Below are 17,578 nucleotides of genomic sequence, written 5' to 3' on the forward strand. Positions count from 1 at the left end.
TCCCCGGCGTTCACGCCCATCTTTTCCATGGCGCCCTGCCACTTTGCCACAGATCCTCCAGCAATGTCCGGTCGCGCAGCGTATCCATCGGCTGCCAGAACCCGCGATGCGGATACGCGGCCAGCTGCCCGTCATTGGCCAGCGTTTCCAGCGGCTCGCGCTCCCACACCGTGGCATCGTCTTTCAAAAGTGCCAGCACATCGGGCGAAAGCACGAAAAACCCGCCATTGATCATGCCGCCGTCACCTTTGGGCTTTTCCTTGAAGGTCGTGACTTTACTGTCGGCGCGGATGTCCAGCGCGCCGAAACGTCCGGGCGGATACACCGCCGTCAAAGTCGCCTTGACGCCCTGCGCCTTGTGAAAGGCGATCAGCGCGTTGATGTCGATATCGCTCACCCCGTCGCCATAGGTGAAGCAGAACGCCTCCTCGTCGCGGATATACGACGCCACGCGCTTCAACCGTCCGCCGGTCATCGTCGCTTCGCCCGTATCGACGACGGTCACGCGCCATGGCTCGGCGTAACGGTGATGCACCTCCATCGCGTTTTTCGACATGTCGAACGTGACGTCGGACGAATGCAGGAAGTAGTTCGCGAAATACTCCTTGATCAGATAGCCCTTGTACCCGCAACAGATGACGAAATCGTTGATCCCGTAATGCGAATAGATTTTCAGGATATGCCAAAGGATGGGCTTGCCGCCCAGCTCGATCATCGGCTTGGGCTTGAGGTGTGTTTCCTCCGACATACGCGTGCCCAGACCGCCCGCCAGAATGACCGCCTTCATGGTTGCGTCCCTTTCGCTTGTTCGCACGCGGCGCGTGCCTGCGCCGCCCCGCGCGTAGGTTTCAGGAAATATTGCGGGCCGCGCGCGGCAAAACCGCCCGCCCCCGAAGGAGTAGCGAATTCCGCCGTTTTTGCATAGCCGCTATCGATATGCGCGCCCTGAGCCGCCATCACCGCCCGGCCATCCAGCGCGCGCGGCCCGCCCGGTTCGACCAGCAGCCACGCCCGCGCAAGATCAGCGCAGGATTCGTCTTTCAATGTCATTACCGCCAGCCCGTCGCTACCCGGATAGGCCCCCACCAGCCACGGCTGCCCCAGCGCGCGGCCGCCAAGCGCGAAGATGGTCGTCGGCGACTGCCCGGTCAGATCGATGACCGGCGTGCCGGGTGTAAAACCATTCGCCTGCGCGACCTGCGCCGCCGCCGCGAAGTAATCGTGAAAACCTTGCGTCAGCATTAAATGCCCGCCGCCGACCGCTGTATCCGCCCGCATCGCCCGCAGGCTTTCCGGCTGGCGATATGGCGTGCGGATGCCGTTGTGAATCATCGTCCCGCTCCAGAACAGCAGCACGAAGACCGGCACGAACAGCGCCGTTTCCCTGTACCGCCGCAAGGGCGTCAACAGCACGACACAGCCCAGCGCCCAGAACACGCAGGCCTCCGCCCCGCGCTCCCAATAATTCCCGTTGGTCCCGAAGGCATAGATATAAGGCAACGCCATAAGAAACAGGCCCAGCGTCAAAACCGGACGCGGCCACGGCAGCGGCGTCATGCGCCGCGCGAACGCATAGACCGCCCAGCCCGCCCCGGCCAGAATGCCCGACGCCAGCATCACCGTCCCGCGAAAACCGCCCAGCCAGACGCCCGCGATCATCGCACCGATCAGGGCCGTGACCCCGGCGCCGACAACCGCCGGTACGAAACCGATCCACGCCCCCCCGATGGTCGCCCCCGCGCCCAACGCGACGAACAGGTATTCGCGCTTGCTCAACACCAACCCGTCGATGCGGAATATGCCCATCAGGTCTTGCCCGCTGCCCAGAACGCTGGCGGCATCAAGACTGTGTGTGATGCGCGCCACAAAACCGCCAAACGACCCGTCGATCGCCAGCGCCGACGCGGCCAGAAGCCCGCCTGCGATTGTCACCGCGACCGGCAGATACCGCCAGCTCCGGCATTGCATCGCATACAAAGCGGCAGGCACGGCCAGCGCCAGAAGCGCGGCGCTGCTCGGCTTGCCCATGCAGGTCAGCCACCCGCCCAGCCCGATCATCGCCCAGCCCGTGATCGCCGCCCGCCCATCCCCATCCGGGCGCAGCGCCTGCATCACGCCCCAAAGCGTGACCAGCAAACCCTGCAAAGCCAGCGTGTTGTAATTGGGCGTGACCAGCCCCAGCGTAAAAACCCCCATCGCCGCCGCGCCCAACCCAATGGCACGGCAAACGGCATCGCCCCGCCGCGTATCGGGCATGGCCGTGCGTAAGACCTGAAACGCCGCCATGACTGCCAGCGCATAGGTGATGACGACGTTCGCGCGGCGATACAGCGCGATATCGCCCTGCGCCAGAAGGTAAAGCGGATGATAGACGAACCCGAAAAACGACAGCGGCATGTTGATCGCGTAATCCTGCGGATGCGCCGCGCCGGTCAGGTAAAATCCCTCGTCCGTGAAATCCAGCCCGCGCCCGCAGAAATAAAAAACCCACGCCACCAGCGCAACCCCGCACAGCGCCGCAAGCCCGCACAGGAACCCATGCGCCGCCGCGCGCGGGACAGGCGGAACGGACTGGCTGGAACGTGAAAAATCCATGGCGCGACACTACACGCCAACCACATGATAAAAAAGGGAAAACTACACAAAAAATGCCGCTAAACCGCATCTTAAGCACTTCGTTGCTATAAATGTTTTACGGGATGCATGTGTGGACCACGAACATCAAAGGCAAAATCCGGGAAATCTTTGGCAAGGTTTCCGGCATGGCGGGCTTTAGCCCGAATCGCCGTTTTCCGCCACCCGCGCCGGACACCACCCCCGAACAACGCTTTGAACAGGTATCGGGCCTGCCTTTCGATGCGGTAAAGCCGCTTCTGGCTTACGGCTTGCCCGATGATACGAAGATCGACATCGATTTTGCCTGTTCCGCCGGCCATGACGACAAAAAAACCAGTTTCAAAATCGGCCTGATGGCGGAACAGGGGGACGGCCTACTGCTCGAATCCCTCGCCGTCGATTTTACCATCGGGATACTCAAGCCGGATATCATCAAAACCTATGGCACCATACGCGGACAGGGATATGGACGCAGGGCGCTGGCCAATGCGGCGCTTTTCGGACAGGCGCTGGGGTTCAAAAAAATCGACCTGTTCGCCTCGCTCGAAATGGGCGGATATGTATGGGCCAAGGCCGGTGCCGAACCCGCCGCCGACCAGCGTTACGATCTTTCGCGCTACATCCACGCGCAACTCGACCGGCTTCAAGATGTCCTGCCCGAAGCCGAATATGCAAGGGCACATGAATGGGGCCGCCTGAGGCACGCGGGCGACCTGCAAAAACTCGCCGCCATGTCTTACGATGTAAGTGCGTATAAAGACCGCCTGCATGAGGAAAACACGGCCACCCGCAGGGCCAGCCAAACAAAAGACCCGGAGGATTACACAAACGAAGGCTTTTTCAAGAATGGCGTAACACTGGGCCAGTTTTTACTGGTCGGCACCATATACAGCGCGAGCATCGACTTTCACGAAACCCGGCAAATGAAGACGCTGGCCCGGTACGTGGACGGCCCGACAAACCTTGCCGACCTCCCGCCCGAATTGCGCACGCAAATACGAACGCCGCGGCGAAACCGCGCCAACAACCACAGCGGGCTCAACAAACGACAGGAATAACGGTCGGGGAAAAATGGTCGGAATGACAGGATTTGAACCTGCGACCCCTTGCACCCCATGCAAGTGCGCTACCAGGCTGCGCCACATTCCGGTCAGGGGCAGGTTATACCGATAACGGCGGCCCGATGCAACTGAAAGCCGGGGGTGCATCACCCCCCGCGCCGCCTCCGCCTCAGGGCGCGGTTTGCGGTTGCAGCAGGTTTTCGACCTCGGCCTTGTGCGCGCTTAAAAAGGCGCGCTTCTGGTCGGGCGTCATCGCCTTCCAGATCGCAAGGGCTTGCGCGTTCTGCGCCGCCGCGTTCTCCCCTGGTGTCGGATCGGACGGGTCCGTTTTTTTAAGCCGCTCGGCCTCGATTTCGTGGCGGCGCGCCAGAATCTTCTCTTTCTCCACCGCCGGCAGATTGTCCCAATACGCCTGCCGTTGTTCCGGCGTCATGTCGCGCACGCTTTTATGCGCGCCGATGGGATGCGCGGCTGGCGTGGTGCCGTCCCCCGCCCATGTAATCGTCGGAGCCGACAAAAAACCAACCGCCACACACACGAACGCAAGATGCCGTATCATGCCCAAAAACCTCTGGAATGTTTTACGAAGGCTATTACAGCGCGTATGGCGCGTCAAAGCCTGCTGGCAATACGCGCCACACATGTGTGGCGCGCCGCAGATCCGCGCGCGCCCATAACCACGATCTCGACATTGCGCCCTTCCCCGGTCGCATGGACGGCGATGTTCGAGCCGCTGGCGTTGATATACCCGGTCTTGGCCTTGTCCACCTTCAAGTCGCGCGTAATAAAACGCTGCAACATGGCGATATGCCCGCGTATCAAGGCGCCGATCGTGCGCTTGCCGTTGATCTTTTCGCGCAGGTCGAACCCGCGCGTCCCTAGAAACTGGGCGAATTTGGGATAGGTTTCGTCGATATGCCGCATCAGGGTCGTCATGTCGCGCGCCGTGCTGACATTGTGCGGATCGGGCAGACCGGAGGCGTTGGCGAAATGGGTACGGTTCATGCCGATCGCGCGGGCCTTTTCGTTCATACGCGCGACGAAGGCCGCCTCGCTGCCCGCAATGTGCTCGGCCGCGGCGCGGGCCGCGTCGTTGGCCGAACGTACCCCGATCGCGAAAAGCGTATTCCCCAATGACAGTTTATGCGTACCAAGCCGCCGGAACACTGCCGAAAGATTGACTGGTGAAGCGGCCAGCGCATGTTTGCTGAACGACACCTTGTCGTCCATCGCGATCCGCCCCTGCGTCAGGTCGTCCATCGCGATCAGCAGGGTCATCATCTTGGTCATCGATGCGGGGTAACGCACCACGTCCGCGCCCGCCGAAAATTCACTGACTTTGTTTCCATCGTCGTCGATCTCGACCGCATAGGCGGAAAAACGGGTGGGATCGACCAGCCCCGCGCACACTTTATCGTTCACGGCTTCGCGCGATGCGCGCAACGCGGGCGCGCCAATATTGTCTTTTGGTATTTCCGGCACAACGTGCAAAGTACCCGGCCAGACATTGTTGCCCGGCATTGGCGCATAGGCCCGCAAACCCGTAAAACCCGCAAAAGAGCGCGTCGAACCATCGCGCAACACCAGACTGAACGGCTGGTCCATCGACTTCCGGGTCACAACACGATTAGCTTTCGGCGAACGGGAATTACTTGCTTCGGACACGGCTTGCGCCGGCGCAGACGCGATAGCCCTCGGCACGACCCTCGGCCCATTCACCGGAGCGACGACTTCCACCGCGACAGTCGGCTTATCCTCTTGTACGGATGCAGACGCGGCGACACGGTCCAAAGACGTGGAACCCGATACCATCGGCGCATCCGAGATCACTTGCGGCGCCGCCATCGTCGCGGCGATCCCCAGCGCCGCAAGCCCGAAGGCCCGCGCCACCAACTTGCGCGAAATACGCGTGGCGCTGCCCGCCATTTTCGGCGCTTCAGCATAAACAGGGATCGGGGCCGATCTACGTTGCATGTCAGATAAGCTACATTGATTTTCATAATTTTACAAACTTTATTTGTATTACAATTAGTTGCACAAACGGAAAAACCGCCGCCCGGTTATGGGCGGCGGTTGAAAACGGTTCGGCGTATGAAAATCAGGCGGCCTTGCCGACCAGCGCACGCAATTCTTTAAGATCCTTAAGCATGCCTTGCAAAGCCTCGACCATCAGCGGCGAAAGATCCGCCCCGGCATCGGCCACGGTTTCGGCTTTCGCTGCGGCAGGCGCCGACGGTGCAGCCGCGACCGATGAAATCGGCGCGATATTGCCCGCATTGGCCTGCGCGCGGCCTGCCGCCTCGGCGGCGATGGCGCCCTTGGACTGGCCTTTCAAAAGCTTTTGCGCGCCCTTGATCGTATAACCCTCCGAATACAGAAGCGTATGGATGTGCTTGAGCAAAGCGACATCCTCCGGACGGTAATACCGCCGCCCGCCGCCGCGTTTCATCGGGCGGATCTGGCTGAATTTGGTTTCCCAGAAACGCAGGACATGCTGCTGCACGCCCAGTTCCTCGGCGACTTCGGAAATGGTACGGAACGCGCCGCCGGTCTTGCGGACCTCGCCTCCCTCATCCCGTGTGTCGAAATCGCTGGCTTGTATGCTGGCGTCTTGCATGGTTACGCGTTCCCCCCGTTGTCATTGCTGTCATTCATGCGTTTTTTCAGGATGTGCGAGGCGCGGAACACCAGCACCTTGCGCGGCGTGATCGGAACCTCGACGCCGGTTTTCGGGTTGCGCCCGATGCGTTCTTTTTTGGACCGGACCGAGAAGGACCCGAAAGAGGACACCTTAAGCCCCCCCTCGCGCAGGATGGCCTCGGACATTTCGTCCAGCACCGCCTCCACCAGATCGCCCGATTCCGCGCGGGACAGACCCACGGTGGCGTATACGGACTCGGCCAGATCGGCGCGCGTAATCGTACGGTTGCTCATCGCGTGAAACCTTTTTGTTGTGAATGACTTATTAGAAGCAGTTCAAGCGACCGGCGTCAAGAGTCGCGTGCGGAATTTCGCGTGATCTGTCCACAGGAACTACCAGCGGAGTAAAACGCTGCCCCACGTAAACCCGCCGCCCATGGCTTCGAGCAGCAGAAGATCGCCGCGCTTGGCCCGCCCCGCGCCGATCGCGCTGTCCAGCGCAAGCGGGATGCTGGCGGCCGAGGTATTGCCCTGCCGCTCCAGCGTCAGCACGACTTTTTCCATCGGCAGGCCCAGTTTTTTGGCCGTCCCCTCGATAATCCGCACATTGGCCTGATGCGGCACCAGAAGGTCGATGTCGGAGGGTTGGCAGCCGCTGGCCTCCAGCGCCTCGTCCACCACCTGCGCCAGCGCCTCGACCGCGTGCTTGAACACTTCGCGCCCTTGCATCCGGATCACGCCCGCGCGCCCCGTGCTGGCCGGCCCGCCATCGGTGTACAGCATGTCACGGAACCGCCCGTCGGAATGAAGATGCACCCCGATAATGCCCGCCTTCGCGTCTTCCGTCGCCTCGACCACCGCCGCCCCGGCCCCGTCCCCGAACAGGATGCAGGTATTTCGGTCGTGCCAATCGATAATCGAGGACATTTTTTCAGCCCCGATGACGATCGCGCGCCTGATCTGGCCCGACGCGATCATCGCGTTGGCCGTGGCCAGCGCATAGATGAAGCCTGAACACACCGCCTGCACGTCGAACGCGAAACCGTGCGTCATGCCCAGCCCCGCCTGCACCTTGACCGCGGTGGCGGGAAACGTGTCATCCGGTGTGGTGGTGGCGACGATCACCGCGTCGATATCGGCGGGCGTAAGCCGCGCATGTACAAGCGCCTTGCGCGCGGCCTCAAGCGCCATGTGGGATGTCAGCTCGCCCTCGGCGGCGATGCGCCGTTCGCGGATGCCTGTCAGCTGGACGATTTTTTCATCCGACGTATCGACCATTTTTTCAAGATCGGCGTTGGTCATCACGCGCGCGGGCAGATACGCGCCGGTCGAAAGAATACGCGCGCGCTTCATCAGGCGGCCTCTCCCGAACCCACGGGCGTATGGTCCGGCGCGGGGACTGGCACGTGAACGCTCGCATGGGCCACCGCCTGCACCTGTTCGGCCACCATCGCGTTAAAGCGGTTTTCGACCATGCCCGCGCCCACCAGTATCGCGCGCGAAAACGCAAAGGCGTCGGCGCTGCCGTGGCTTTTGATGCACACTTGCGACAAGCCCAGAAACATCGCCCCGTTATAGGTGCGCGGATCCATGCGCTTTTTCGCGCGCCGCATCGCACCCAGCGCGATCAACCCCGCCAACTTGGAAAACGGTGTGCGTGAAAACTCTTCCCGCAGCACCTTGGCGATGAACTTGCCCACCCCTTCGGCGGTCTTGAGCGCGACATTGCCGGTAAATCCGTCCGTCACCACCACGTCCACGGTCCCGGCGGTGATGTCGTTGCCTTCGACGAAACCGACATACCGGCCGCTGAACGCGCTTGACGCCGCCAGCATTTCCGCGGCGTCCTGAAGATATTCATGCCCCTTGGTGTCTTCCGACCCGATATTCAGGATACCGACGCAAGGATGCTCGATCCCCATCGCGGTGCGCGCGAAACACGCGCCCAGAATGGCGAATTGCACAAGATTTCCGGCATCGACCTCCAGATTGGCGCCAAGGTCCAGCGTCACTGTCCCGCCATGCATGTTGGGCAGGATGGTCGCGATCGCGGGCCTATCGATACCCGGCAGCATTCTTAAGACCAGCTTCGCCGTCGCCATCAGGGCACCGGTATTTCCGGCCGAAACGACGCAATCCGCCCGTCCCGCGTCCACGTCGTCGATCGCCAGCCGCATTGACGAATTCTTGCCCCGGCGCAGCGCCGAGGACGGCTTTTCATGCGCGGCGATCACCTCGTCCGTGTGCACGACCTCGGACACGGCCTGCAGATCGGGGGTCAGGAAAGGCGCGATTTTGGCGCTGTCGCCGAAAAACCGGAATTTCAGATGGGGCCGCTGCTTAAGGGCCAGCGCGGCGGCGGGTACGACGACGCCGGGGCCGTGATCCCCGCCCATGGCGTCGAGTGCGATGCGGATGGCGTCCACGAGACGACGGACCCCCGTAAAAAGTTACCCGTAAAAAGTTAAACGCGGTGCAAGGTATTCCCTTTCACCGCGTCGGACAGAATAGAGGCTCAGTCTTTGGCGTCAATGACCTGTTTGCCCCGGTACATACCGGTCTTCAGGTCGATATGGTGGCGGCGCTTGGGTTCGCCCGTGTGGGTGTCTTCGACCCAGTTGGTGGCTTCGAGCGTATGGTGCGAGCGGCGCTGGTCGCGCTTCATGGGGGAGGTTTTTCGCTTAGGAACGGCCATGGCCAAATCTCTTGTTAATGGTTTTGCACGGGCTGTTTAACCAATACCGGGCCCGCGCGCAACTATTATTTCTCTTTCAAGGCCTTCAAAACCGCGAAGGGGCTTGGTTTTTCAAGGGATTTTTCGTCCCCTACCGGCCCCGCCGCCAGCGCCGCCGCGCTGTGCGGATAGGGATTGATGGCCAAGGACAGGTGCTGGGCCACAAGCTCGCCCACGTCGATCACCCCGCCGACCACGGGTTCCGGATCTTCCCGTTCGTCCGGAACCGGCATTTCGCCCTCCTCCGGCGGCAAGTCCCCGGCATCGACCTCGATCTGCCGCCGCCGCGCGCGGGCGAACGACGAGGCCTGGGATTCGTCCAGATACCAGCCCTCGAACGTCTCGGCGATGCTGTCCCGGACAGGTTCCAGCGTGGTAACGCAGGCCTGCGTTACCTCCGCCCGGAACGTGCCCTGCGCATGGATGGTCATGCCGTCCGGCTGGCGGCGCAGCCGTGTTTCACCCTCCAGCACGTCGACACCCTCGACGCCCAGCCGCCGCGCCAGAAGCGCGCGCGCCTTTTCATCCGCCGCAAACCGCACGATATGATCTTCCGCCGCCGCGATCCGCGCCGCCGGCACACATACCGAAAACTCCACTGGAGATGCCATTGCCTTCATCCTTTCCGTTCCATCAGATTGCGCGCATAAACCACCATGCCGTCCGGAACTTCAATGCCCGGAACCGTGCCATACAGGTTGCGGGTCAGTGCCTCGCGCCACGCCGTATCTGTCTGGCAGTCGCCATAGGCCACCATGCGCCCGTAAAACGCCTTCATCATCGCGCGCACCTGCCGCGCCACGCCCAGATCCCCCGCCCCGCTTTCGCGCAACGCCAGTTCAAGCCGCCGGAACACCAGATCGTAAAGCGCTTGCGCCGCCTTTTCGTCGCCCGCCAGTTGCCGGAACATCGGGACCAAATGCAAAAGCAGCGCGTCGAACCGTCCGTCGAACGTATCCGGCACGCCATAATCGCGATACAGGGCCGGATTGCGCGAAGCCGCCAGCGCCGCCTCGAACAAGGCGGCGACATCGCCCTGCGCTGCGCCCGCTTTTTGCCTTTTTAATAACGTAAACATGCGTGAGTTATAAACCAGACTTGACCGCAGACAAGAAATTCCGGAAAGGTGAGAACATGAAAAACACCCACCCGATCCTTCTTGCCGTTGCCTGCGCCGCCCTCGCCCTTGGTGCCTGCACCCCCGTCCGCGCGACCAACGGCATCTACCTGACCGAGGAGGACATCGCCCACGTCCCCGCCGGCGCCTCGCGCGCCGACGTGCTTCAGGCGTTGGGGACACCCACGACCACCGCGATGTTCGACGACAGCATCTGGTATTACATCGGCCAGAAAACCGAAAAGACAGCTTTTCTTGATCCCAAGACCACCGACCGCACGGTCTATGAGGTAAAATTCGCGCAGGACGGAACCATGACCTCGCTTCAGAAACTCGACGCCAAGCCCGTCGACGTCCCGCTGGTGCGCAGCATCACGCCCACCAGCGGCCACGACCTGACGGCGGCGCAACAGCTTCTGGGCAATCTCGGCCGCTTCAACAAAAGCAAAAAACTCAAAGCCACCGATACGAATATCTGATCAAAGTCCGAACCCAATGGGCACCCCGGCCCGGCGCAATGCCGCCCGCGCCTGTGTTTCGTATGATTGGGCCCCTCTTTCGTCGATCTCGTCGCCAGTCGCAAGCCTGACGGCATAACGCATCAATTGTGCGTCCACTTTCCTCAACCCGTATTCCCCCAGCGTCGCGGCCACCGCCGCCAGTTGCGGCGTGTTGATATCCGCGATCGCCGTACCGTTGAACGCCGCGCGGCACGACACCGCATTGGCGCGAATATCCAGCCCTTCGCGGTTGAACAATACGCGCATCGCTTCCGCCTGCGCGGGGCCCGCGCCTTCGTTCTCGATTTTTGAATCGTTACCGCGCACGATGGCAGGATCCACAAGCCGGCAACCCTTCCCCCAAACAGTTTCGATGAACACCAACCCGTCCGGATAGGCCTGACTGCGCGAGGCATCGGCCAGTTTTTTACGCAGCTTGCAGATGAAAACATCGATGATTTTCAATTCGGGTTCATCGATACCGCCGTAAAGATGGCTCAGAAACATGTTCTTGCTCAGGGTCGTGCCCTTGCGCAGCGACAGGAGCTCCAGCATCTGGTATTCCTTGCCGGTCAGATAGACGCGTGCACCCGCGATGCTTACCGTCTTTTCATCCAGATTGACAACCAGATCGCCCGTGGTGATGACCGATTGCGCGTGCCCCTTTGACCGGCGCACGATGGCGTGAAGCCGCGCCACCATTTCGTCCTTGTGGAACGGCTTGGTCAGATAGTCGTCGGCGCCAAAGCCCAGCCCCTTGACCTTGTCTTGAATCCCGGCCAGACCGCTGACGATCATAATGGGGGTTTTCACCTTAGCTACACGCAGCGTGCGCAAAACCTCGTATCCAGACATGTCCGGAAGGTTCAGGTCCAGCAGGATGATGTCGTAATCATACAGCTTGCCGAGGTCGATCGCCTCCTCGCCGCTGTCGGTCGTGTAGACATTGAAATTTTCGCTTTTCAGCATCAGCTCCATCGACTGGGCTGTCGCTGAATCATCCTCGACCAACAAAACACGCATGGCTGAAATACCCTCCCGTAAAGCCACTTTCGAAATGCACCGCGAACCTAGAAAATTATTATGACTATGTCAAATAAACACCTGGCGATCAGCCCTCTTTCTGGCTCACCGCCGCAAAACCTGTTACTTACGTAAACCATGAACCCCGCATCCTCGAACCCGGAATTCAAGCCCCTTGCCGTCCAGACGCTTACCGCTTTATGGGCACAGCACAAGCGCGCCATTGATGACCGCCTTGTCCATGGCGGCTGGCTTGCGGCCTGGCGCCCCCGTTTCAAAATCAAAAACGAAGACTGGTTCAACAGCGACAGTGAAATGAAGCCGAAGGACAAGGCCGCCTTTGTCGCGTTCCTCGCGGACCGCCTGTTTGAAACCGACCCCGCGCCGGATAAATCAGGGATGCACACACTGATGCGCTGGTTCCGTTTCGGCATGGCGTATGACCAGCTTCCCAATGCCCGCGCGCTGCTGGAACGTCTTGCCGGCGCGGCTAAAGCCGGAACCCCCTACGAAATCCCGCCTTACATGATGCCGCAGGCGACAGGACAAAAGCGCAGCTGGGATGCACGCCCCGCCGGACGCAACCCCCTGCACGTCCACAGGCGGATATACGAGCTTGAAGAAGCACTGGACCTGATCGACCGTCGCCGTGCCTTCGCCGCCAACCGGCAATTCATCGAACACCGCGATCAAAAATATCTCTCTGACGGTGGCGCGATCCTGCACGCAGCAACACCCGGCTTCCGGCTGTATGGCTTTAACACGCGCGAGGCCTTCGATGCCTATTGCAAGGACACCGCATTCGGGCACCACGATGACAACACCGGCACATACGCCTATCTGGAGTTGGCAACCGGGGCGCGTCATCTGATCTCGCTTTATAACCTCAGCGCCACCAGTGAATCCTATTCCGACGGCGGAATTCTTTTTCCCGCGCTGCTGCGCGCAACGCCGGGGCTGGCGCGGGCGTTGGCCGGACCGGTGCTCGGCTACCTTGAAACGGGGGATTTTTATAACCGGCAGGCCGACCGCGCCCGGATTTTACTGAATTTTGCCGCCGTTGCGGGCGCGGACGGGCCGGATCTGATTCCGCCGGACCGTCTGGCCGAAACCTTCACCTCTCGTTATGTGTTGCGCCTAAAAAATCTTGCCGCCTATGCCGCGCAACAGCCGGAGGTGGAGGATGAGGACAGGGATGAGGACGACCATTCATTCGAGGCCTACGATCGGTCCGAACGCGCGCAAATGGACCATCAGACGCAAACGGAATTCCTTCACTTCCTGCCCGATATCCTGCAAACGCTGTCCCAACACAAAAAGGCGCGCGATCTGGTCGAACCGGCGCTGGTTGCCGACCTCATTTCCGCCGCCGCCACATGGGGCTGCGAGGGCACGGCCCAACGCGCGCTTTCGGTCGCCCTTTCGGTTCCCGCATGGCGTCGGACACTGGGTGCGGCACAAATCGCGCCGCTATACGCCAATCTTTTATCCGAAAAAAAACACCCACGCTCCGGGCGCTGGGCCCGCGACCGCCAGAAACGCATGAACACGCTTGCGCATCTTTTCGCGCTGGTCGCAAAACACCCGGACTGGCGCGATGGGTCCGAGGCGCAACACCTGCCCCACGCCATTACACAAATATTGCACACGCGCGATTGGGCGAAACTCAAGACCATCCTGTCCTGCGCGTCCATGCCGAACAACGAGGTCAGCGCACAATGGCGCGCGGCCCTGCCTCCGCGCACCCGCGCGGAAATCCGCAAACACCGCTTCGACAACGAATACAAACGCCATTACATCGACCGGCTGTTGCTCAGGCTCGACGCGATGGAGCGGGGCGATGCCGCCATCATGCGCCTGCGCGACATGCCGAACACAAACACAGGCATCGACCTTGTGCGCAGAGTGGTCGCCGCAATAACCGCGCGGCGCGAACAAAGGAGCCTGAAACTGACCTGATGAAAAACCCGCCCCTTTCGGGGCGGGCTTCGTAAATCAGGGTTAATCAGGAAACCGCTTACTGCGTCATCATCTTGGCGACGACGGCGACCAGCAGGATCGCGACGATGTTCGCGATCTTGATCAGCGGGTTGACGGCGGGACCCGCCGTATCCTTGTACGGGTCGCCCACGGTGTCGCCGGTCACGGCCGCCTTGTGCGCGTCCGAACCTTTGCCGCCGTGATGGCCTTCCTCGATGTATTTTTTCGCGTTGTCCCACGCGCCGCCGCCCGATGTCATCGAAATCGCGACGAACAGGCCGGTGACGATGGTGCCGAGCAACAGCGCGCCCAGGGCCTGGAAGCCCGCACTCGCATCGCCCGAAACCCATTTCACCACATAGAACAGCGCCACCGGCGCCGCGATGGGAAGCAGCGAAGGCACGACCATTTCCTTGATCGCGGCACGCGTAAGCATGTCCACGGCCTTGGAATAATCGGGCTTGGCCTTGCCTTCCATGATGCCGGGGATTTCCTTGAACTGGCGGCGGACTTCCACCACCACGGAACCCGCCGCGCGGCCGACCGCCGTCATCGACAACGCGCCGAACAGATACGGCAGCAACCCGCCGATGAACAGCCCGATCACCACGAACGGATCCTGCAGCGAGAAATTGACCGTCAGATCCGGCAGATAGTGCTTAAGCTCCTCGGTATACGCGGCGAACAGGACCAGCGCGGCCAGACCGGCCGACCCGATCGCGTACCCCTTGGTCACGGCCTTGGTCGTGTTGCCCACGGCGTCCAGCGTGTCGGTGGTTTCGCGGATATCCTTGGGCAGTTCCGACATTTCGGCGATGCCGCCGGCATTGTCGGTAACAGGGCCGAAGGCGTCCAGAGCGACGATCATCCCGGCCAGCGAGAGCATCGTCGTCGCCGCCATCGCGATGCCGTACAGGCCCGCCTGCGCATAGGCAAGATAGATGCCCGCGCAGATCACGACGACGGGAAGCGCGGTGGCTTCCATCGAAACCGCAAGCCCCTGGATCACGTTGGTGCCGTGCCCGGTGGCCGAGGCCGCCGCGACCGAACGCACCGGACGGAAACCCGTGCCGGTGTAATACTCGGTGATCCAGACCAAAAGCGCGGTCACGCCAAGCCCGACCACGGCGCAGTACAGGAGGTTCTGCGCGGTATAGAACTGCCCGCGTTCCTGCAACGCGAACTGGGTGTTCAGCCCGATCTTGGTATCCAGATACCACCAGATCGCACCCAGCGACAGCACGCCGGAAACGATCAGACCCTTGTAAAGCGCGCCCATGACGTTGCGCGATCCATGGCTCAGACGCACGAAGAACGTCCCGACGGTCGACGCCGCGATACCCACGGCGCCCAACAGCAGGGGCAGCATCATCATCTGACCGGCCACGTCCTCGCTAAACACGCTGAACGCGATCAGCATGGTCGCGACGACGGTCACGGCATAGGTTTCAAACAAATCCGCGGCCATGCCAGCGCAATCGCCGACGTTGTCGCCCACGTTGTCCGCGATCACGGCGGGGTTGCGCGGGTCGTCCTCGGGGATGCCGGCTTCCACCTTGCCCACAAGGTCCGCGCCCACGTCGGCGCCCTTGGTGAAGATGCCGCCGCCAAGCCGCGCGAAGATCGAAATCAGCGACGCGCCGAAGCCCAGCCCCACCAGCGCCTCAAGCGCGTGGCGCAGCTCCGCGCCCTTGGAAAGCAGATAGAAATAATAACCGGCCACGCCCAGAAGGCCCAGACCCACGACCAGCAGGCCGGTGACGGCCCCGGCCCTGAAGGCCACGCCCATCGCCTCGGGCAAACCCTTGGTCGCCGCCTGCGTCACGCGCACGTTCGCGCGCACCGAGATGTTCATGCCGATATATCCGGCCAGACCAGAAAGCACCGCGCCGATGGCGAACCCGGTGGCGACGTGCCAACCCAGAAGCTTGCCCAACGCGATCGCGACGACCACACCCACGGCCCCGATGGTCGTGTACTGGCGGTTGAGATAGGCGGCAGCGCCTTCCTGAATGGCGGCGGCGATCTGTTTCATGCGGTCGTTGCCCGCATCGGCCTTGAGCACACCGCTCGTGGTCACGGCGCCGTACAGCAGCGACAACGCGCCGCATGCCAGTACGATAGTCTGTTCCTGAGTCATGATTCCCCAATTCATTATGGTTTTTAAGCCCTTAACCAAAAGGGCGGGCAAGCAGACCACGGAAATCCGCCCTTGGCAAGACCCGCCGGTCCGTCATGCCCCACAAATGGCCGGGACTGCCAAAAACGACAGCCCCGGCTTTGGCCGGGGCATGCACGTCGATATCAGGATGATCGAGAGTTTATCCCGGATGCTGTTGCAAGACCTGCAGAAGAACGCCGTTGACCGCGCCTTCGCCCATCACCCGGTCGGTGATCGAAACCAGGCGCGCCTTAAGCTCGCTGACCTTGATGACGCCGCTCTGCATCATCGCTTTTGTGCTCAACGTGCCGTACATGTCCGAAAGGAACGCATCCGCAAGGCGCGGCAGCTTTTCCTTGACCGTGTCGGCCTCGGCCTTGCCTTCGACCTGAAGGGAAACGACCATCGAAATCGTCTGGCTGATGCCGTTGCGGTCGATGATCGGCAGCACGATGGGGGCCATCTGGACGTAGACGGACTCGTCCTTGCCGGCCTCGCCTTCCGCCTTTTTGGCCTCTTTCGCCGCGTCGGCGGTGGTCGCGGCCTCGGACTTGCCCATGTAGAAATAAGCCCCCGCGCCGCCGCCCGCGAGCAGCAACAAAGCCAAAAGTGGCAGCAGGATTTTTTTCATCTGGTCCCAAGCCTCGGTTGTTATATGCCGCGCCGTACATAACACCGGCACACTATAATTATGCGCCGCAATATATTAACCGGGGGTAACCAAAAGCCTGAATTTTAGGGAATCCCCCGCGCGGAAAGACAGCCAAAACCCGCGCAATAACCATAACTTGTACCAAACCCATGGTTATGTTAATAAATCAGGCATAATGGAGCCATTCAGCTGGTCAGCCTTTCTTTTTGACGTCGGCACCAAAGTCGTCGGCGAGCATATCGGGCACCTCTTTTTGGGCGCGGCGATCGGCGGCGGCGCAGCGCTATACACCAACCACATGGTCAAACGCACCCTGCGCGGCGCCAGGAAAGGCGGTCCCATCGCCTATATCCAGACAACCTGGTACACCCCGGCGATCAAAAAAGCCGAAGGCGGCGAACGGTTTGAATGGGCCCTTGATCCGAAAACCGGTCGCCCCCTTCGCGAACAGAAAATCCGCGTCGAGGAAAGGCCGGTCCGCATCCGCGACATCTTCAACGACGAGGCGGATTCAAGATCCAGCCGCGCCCTCGCCCACCGGATCGAGAAACTGATCGAAAAGGCCGCGAAACACTGCGAAGACGGAAACATGGTCGTTTTCGCGCATCTGGCGAACCCGGAGATCGTCCCCAAAAAGGATTACGAACATCTGATCGGCATCATGTCGGGCAAGTGGAAAAGCTATTTCAGCAGCCTGTACCGCGACACAAGATGGATTTTAAGCAACACGATCGCCCCCAATCAGCTGCACTTTGAAAAAACGATCCTGCCCATCCTGATCCAGGAAGACGGCGCGCAGGGCAAGCAATACCGCATTCTGCTGGAAGAGCTGAACGAAGACGGGTTGATCGACATGCACCCGTACAAGGACATCCTGTTCAAAATGCCGGACGGCACGTTCAGGAATAACGAAAAAAGTCCGCAAAGCGACCGTTACGAGGCGCTGAAGGAAATCAACCGCTATCTGCGCACACCGGAAGGCCGCGTTTTCGCCAAACGCTTCGGCGTCGCGGTGACGACCGGCGAGATCATCACGGTCGAACCTCCGCCCACCCCCGGTATTTAGTATCCCATCATTGCAATGACGACGTGGG

Annotated in this window: 17 protein-coding genes, 1 tRNA gene and 1 pseudogene; 4 read left to right on the forward strand and 15 right to left on the reverse strand. The window is 61.2% G+C overall.

All coding sequences use genetic code 11. The annotated features are described in order from the left end of the window. Positions 1-10: 10 nt before the first annotated feature. Both rfbF and H6866_01635 read right to left on the reverse strand, forming a co-directional pair. Positions 11-787: a glucose-1-phosphate cytidylyltransferase gene (gene rfbF, locus H6866_01630; GenBank protein ID USO07950.1), complete on the reverse strand. Its 777-nt coding sequence runs from the start codon at positions 785-787 to the stop codon at positions 11-13. Beyond that, positions 784-2,595 carry a hypothetical protein gene (locus H6866_01635; protein USO07951.1) on the reverse strand — a complete coding sequence of 604 codons (1,812 nt, stop codon included), beginning with the start codon at positions 2,593-2,595 and terminating at the stop codon, positions 784-786. The genes rfbF and H6866_01635 overlap by 4 nt, the downstream gene beginning before the upstream one ends. Before the next feature lie 92 nt (positions 2,596-2,687). Between H6866_01635 and H6866_01640 the strand changes: the two genes are divergently transcribed. Next, a complete protein-coding gene (locus H6866_01640) occupies positions 2,688-3,674 on the forward strand; it encodes a hypothetical protein (GenBank protein USO07952.1) in 987 nt (328 codons plus the stop codon). Between the two features lie 14 nt (positions 3,675-3,688). Here H6866_01640 and H6866_01645 read toward each other — a convergent pair. The 10 genes from H6866_01645 to H6866_01690 all read right to left on the reverse strand — a co-directional run bounded on the left by H6866_01645 (position 3,689) and on the right by H6866_01690 (position 10,129). Then, positions 3,689-3,765: transfer RNA gene (locus H6866_01645), tRNA-Pro, on the reverse strand. 81 nt (positions 3,766-3,846) lie between these two features. Then, the gene (locus H6866_01650; protein ID USO07953.1) at positions 3,847-4,236 is read right to left on the reverse strand and encodes a hypothetical protein; all 390 of its coding nucleotides are present in this window, start codon (positions 4,234-4,236) and stop codon (positions 3,847-3,849) included. Between the two features lie 53 nt (positions 4,237-4,289). Further along, positions 4,290-5,651: a D-alanyl-D-alanine carboxypeptidase gene (locus tag H6866_01655; protein ID USO07954.1), complete on the reverse strand. Its 1,362-nt coding sequence runs from the start codon at positions 5,649-5,651 to the stop codon at positions 4,290-4,292. Between the two features lie 124 nt (positions 5,652-5,775). After that, a complete protein-coding gene (locus tag H6866_01660; GenBank protein ID USO07955.1) occupies positions 5,776-6,294 on the reverse strand; it encodes a MerR family transcriptional regulator in 519 nt (172 codons plus the stop codon). 2 nt (positions 6,295-6,296) lie between these two features. Then, positions 6,297-6,611 (reverse strand): integration host factor subunit alpha, encoded by a 315-nt coding sequence (locus tag H6866_01665; GenBank protein USO07956.1) that lies wholly within the window; start codon positions 6,609-6,611, stop codon positions 6,297-6,299. A gap of 99 nt (positions 6,612-6,710) precedes the next feature. Continuing rightward, positions 6,711-7,670, reverse strand: coding sequence for a ketoacyl-ACP synthase III (locus tag H6866_01670; protein USO07957.1), 960 nt, complete (start codon positions 7,668-7,670; stop codon positions 6,711-6,713). Next, positions 7,670-8,713 carry a phosphate acyltransferase PlsX gene (gene plsX / locus H6866_01675; GenBank protein USO08549.1) on the reverse strand — a complete coding sequence of 348 codons (1,044 nt, stop codon included), beginning with the start codon at positions 8,711-8,713 and terminating at the stop codon, positions 7,670-7,672. Before plsX ends, H6866_01670 begins: the two co-directional genes overlap by 1 nt. Positions 8,714-8,832: 119 nt before the next feature. After that, a complete protein-coding gene (gene rpmF / locus H6866_01680) occupies positions 8,833-9,012 on the reverse strand; it encodes a 50S ribosomal protein L32 (protein USO07958.1) in 180 nt (59 codons plus the stop codon). A 65-nt stretch (positions 9,013-9,077) separates the two neighbouring features. Continuing rightward, positions 9,078-9,662: a DUF177 domain-containing protein gene (locus H6866_01685; GenBank protein USO07959.1), complete on the reverse strand. Its 585-nt coding sequence runs from the start codon at positions 9,660-9,662 to the stop codon at positions 9,078-9,080. 5 nt (positions 9,663-9,667) lie between these two features. After that, on the reverse strand, positions 9,668-10,129 hold the full coding sequence (locus tag H6866_01690) for a ubiquinol-cytochrome C chaperone family protein (protein ID USO07960.1): 462 nt from the start codon (positions 10,127-10,129) through the stop codon (positions 9,668-9,670). Positions 10,130-10,185: 56 nt separating this feature from the next. On the opposite strand from H6866_01690, the gene H6866_01695 reads away from it, so the two are divergent. Next, the gene (locus H6866_01695; protein USO07961.1) at positions 10,186-10,647 is read left to right on the forward strand and encodes an outer membrane protein assembly factor BamE; all 462 of its coding nucleotides are present in this window, start codon (positions 10,186-10,188) and stop codon (positions 10,645-10,647) included. A gap of 354 nt (positions 10,648-11,001) precedes the next feature. Here the strand turns inward: H6866_01695 and H6866_01700 are convergent. Further along, a pseudogene (locus tag H6866_01700) lies at positions 11,002-11,691 on the reverse strand (response regulator transcription factor). Positions 11,692-11,829: 138 nt separating this feature from the next. On the opposite strand from H6866_01700, the gene H6866_01705 reads away from it, so the two are divergent. Next, entirely contained in the window at positions 11,830-13,650 is a 1,821-nt protein-coding gene (locus tag H6866_01705) for a hypothetical protein (protein ID USO07962.1), read from the forward strand. 58 nt (positions 13,651-13,708) lie between these two features. Here H6866_01705 and H6866_01710 read toward each other — a convergent pair whose 3' ends face one another. After that, positions 13,709-15,811 (reverse strand): sodium-translocating pyrophosphatase, encoded by a 2,103-nt coding sequence (locus H6866_01710; protein ID USO07963.1) that lies wholly within the window; start codon positions 15,809-15,811, stop codon positions 13,709-13,711. 181 nt (positions 15,812-15,992) lie between these two features. Continuing rightward, on the reverse strand, positions 15,993-16,463 hold the full coding sequence (locus tag H6866_01715; GenBank protein ID USO07964.1) for a flagellar basal body-associated FliL family protein: 471 nt from the start codon (positions 16,461-16,463) through the stop codon (positions 15,993-15,995). A 196-nt stretch (positions 16,464-16,659) separates the two neighbouring features. Between H6866_01715 and H6866_01720 the strand changes: the two genes are divergently transcribed. Further along, a complete protein-coding gene (locus tag H6866_01720) occupies positions 16,660-17,550 on the forward strand; it encodes a hypothetical protein (protein ID USO07965.1) in 891 nt (296 codons plus the stop codon). Positions 17,551-17,578: the final 28 nt, after the last annotated feature.

The organism is Rhodospirillales bacterium (assembly GCA_023898805.1).
GTDB lineage: Bacteria > Pseudomonadota > Alphaproteobacteria > Micavibrionales > UBA1664 > UBA6145.

Coding starts and splice junctions, on each gene's coding strand:
- rfbF (USO07950.1), bottom strand. CDS start 787: ATGAAGGCGGTCATTCTGGCGGGCGGTCTGGGCACGCGTATGTCGGAG.
- H6866_01635 (USO07951.1), bottom strand. CDS start 2,595: ATGGATTTTTCACGTTCCAGCCAGTCCGTTCCGCCTGTCCCGCGCGCG.
- H6866_01640 (USO07952.1), top strand. CDS start 2,688: ATGTTTTACGGGATGCATGTGTGGACCACGAACATCAAAGGCAAAATC.
- H6866_01650 (USO07953.1), bottom strand. CDS start 4,236: ATGATACGGCATCTTGCGTTCGTGTGTGTGGCGGTTGGTTTTTTGTCG.
- H6866_01655 (USO07954.1), bottom strand. CDS start 5,651: ATGCAACGTAGATCGGCCCCGATCCCTGTTTATGCTGAAGCGCCGAAA.
- H6866_01660 (USO07955.1), bottom strand. CDS start 6,294: ATGCAAGACGCCAGCATACAAGCCAGCGATTTCGACACACGGGATGAG.
- H6866_01665 (USO07956.1), bottom strand. CDS start 6,611: ATGAGCAACCGTACGATTACGCGCGCCGATCTGGCCGAGTCCGTATAC.
- H6866_01670 (USO07957.1), bottom strand. CDS start 7,670: ATGAAGCGCGCGCGTATTCTTTCGACCGGCGCGTATCTGCCCGCGCGC.
- plsX (USO08549.1), bottom strand. CDS start 8,713: ATGGGCGGGGATCACGGCCCCGGCGTCGTCGTACCCGCCGCCGCGCTG.
- rpmF (USO07958.1), bottom strand. CDS start 9,012: ATGGCCGTTCCTAAGCGAAAAACCTCCCCCATGAAGCGCGACCAGCGC.
- H6866_01685 (USO07959.1), bottom strand. CDS start 9,662: ATGGCATCTCCAGTGGAGTTTTCGGTATGTGTGCCGGCGGCGCGGATC.
- H6866_01690 (USO07960.1), bottom strand. CDS start 10,129: ATGTTTACGTTATTAAAAAGGCAAAAAGCGGGCGCAGCGCAGGGCGAT.
- H6866_01695 (USO07961.1), top strand. CDS start 10,186: ATGAAAAACACCCACCCGATCCTTCTTGCCGTTGCCTGCGCCGCCCTC.
- H6866_01705 (USO07962.1), top strand. CDS start 11,830: ATGAACCCCGCATCCTCGAACCCGGAATTCAAGCCCCTTGCCGTCCAG.
- H6866_01710 (USO07963.1), bottom strand. CDS start 15,811: ATGACTCAGGAACAGACTATCGTACTGGCATGCGGCGCGTTGTCGCTG.
- H6866_01715 (USO07964.1), bottom strand. CDS start 16,463: ATGAAAAAAATCCTGCTGCCACTTTTGGCTTTGTTGCTGCTCGCGGGC.
- H6866_01720 (USO07965.1), top strand. CDS start 16,660: ATGGAGCCATTCAGCTGGTCAGCCTTTCTTTTTGACGTCGGCACCAAA.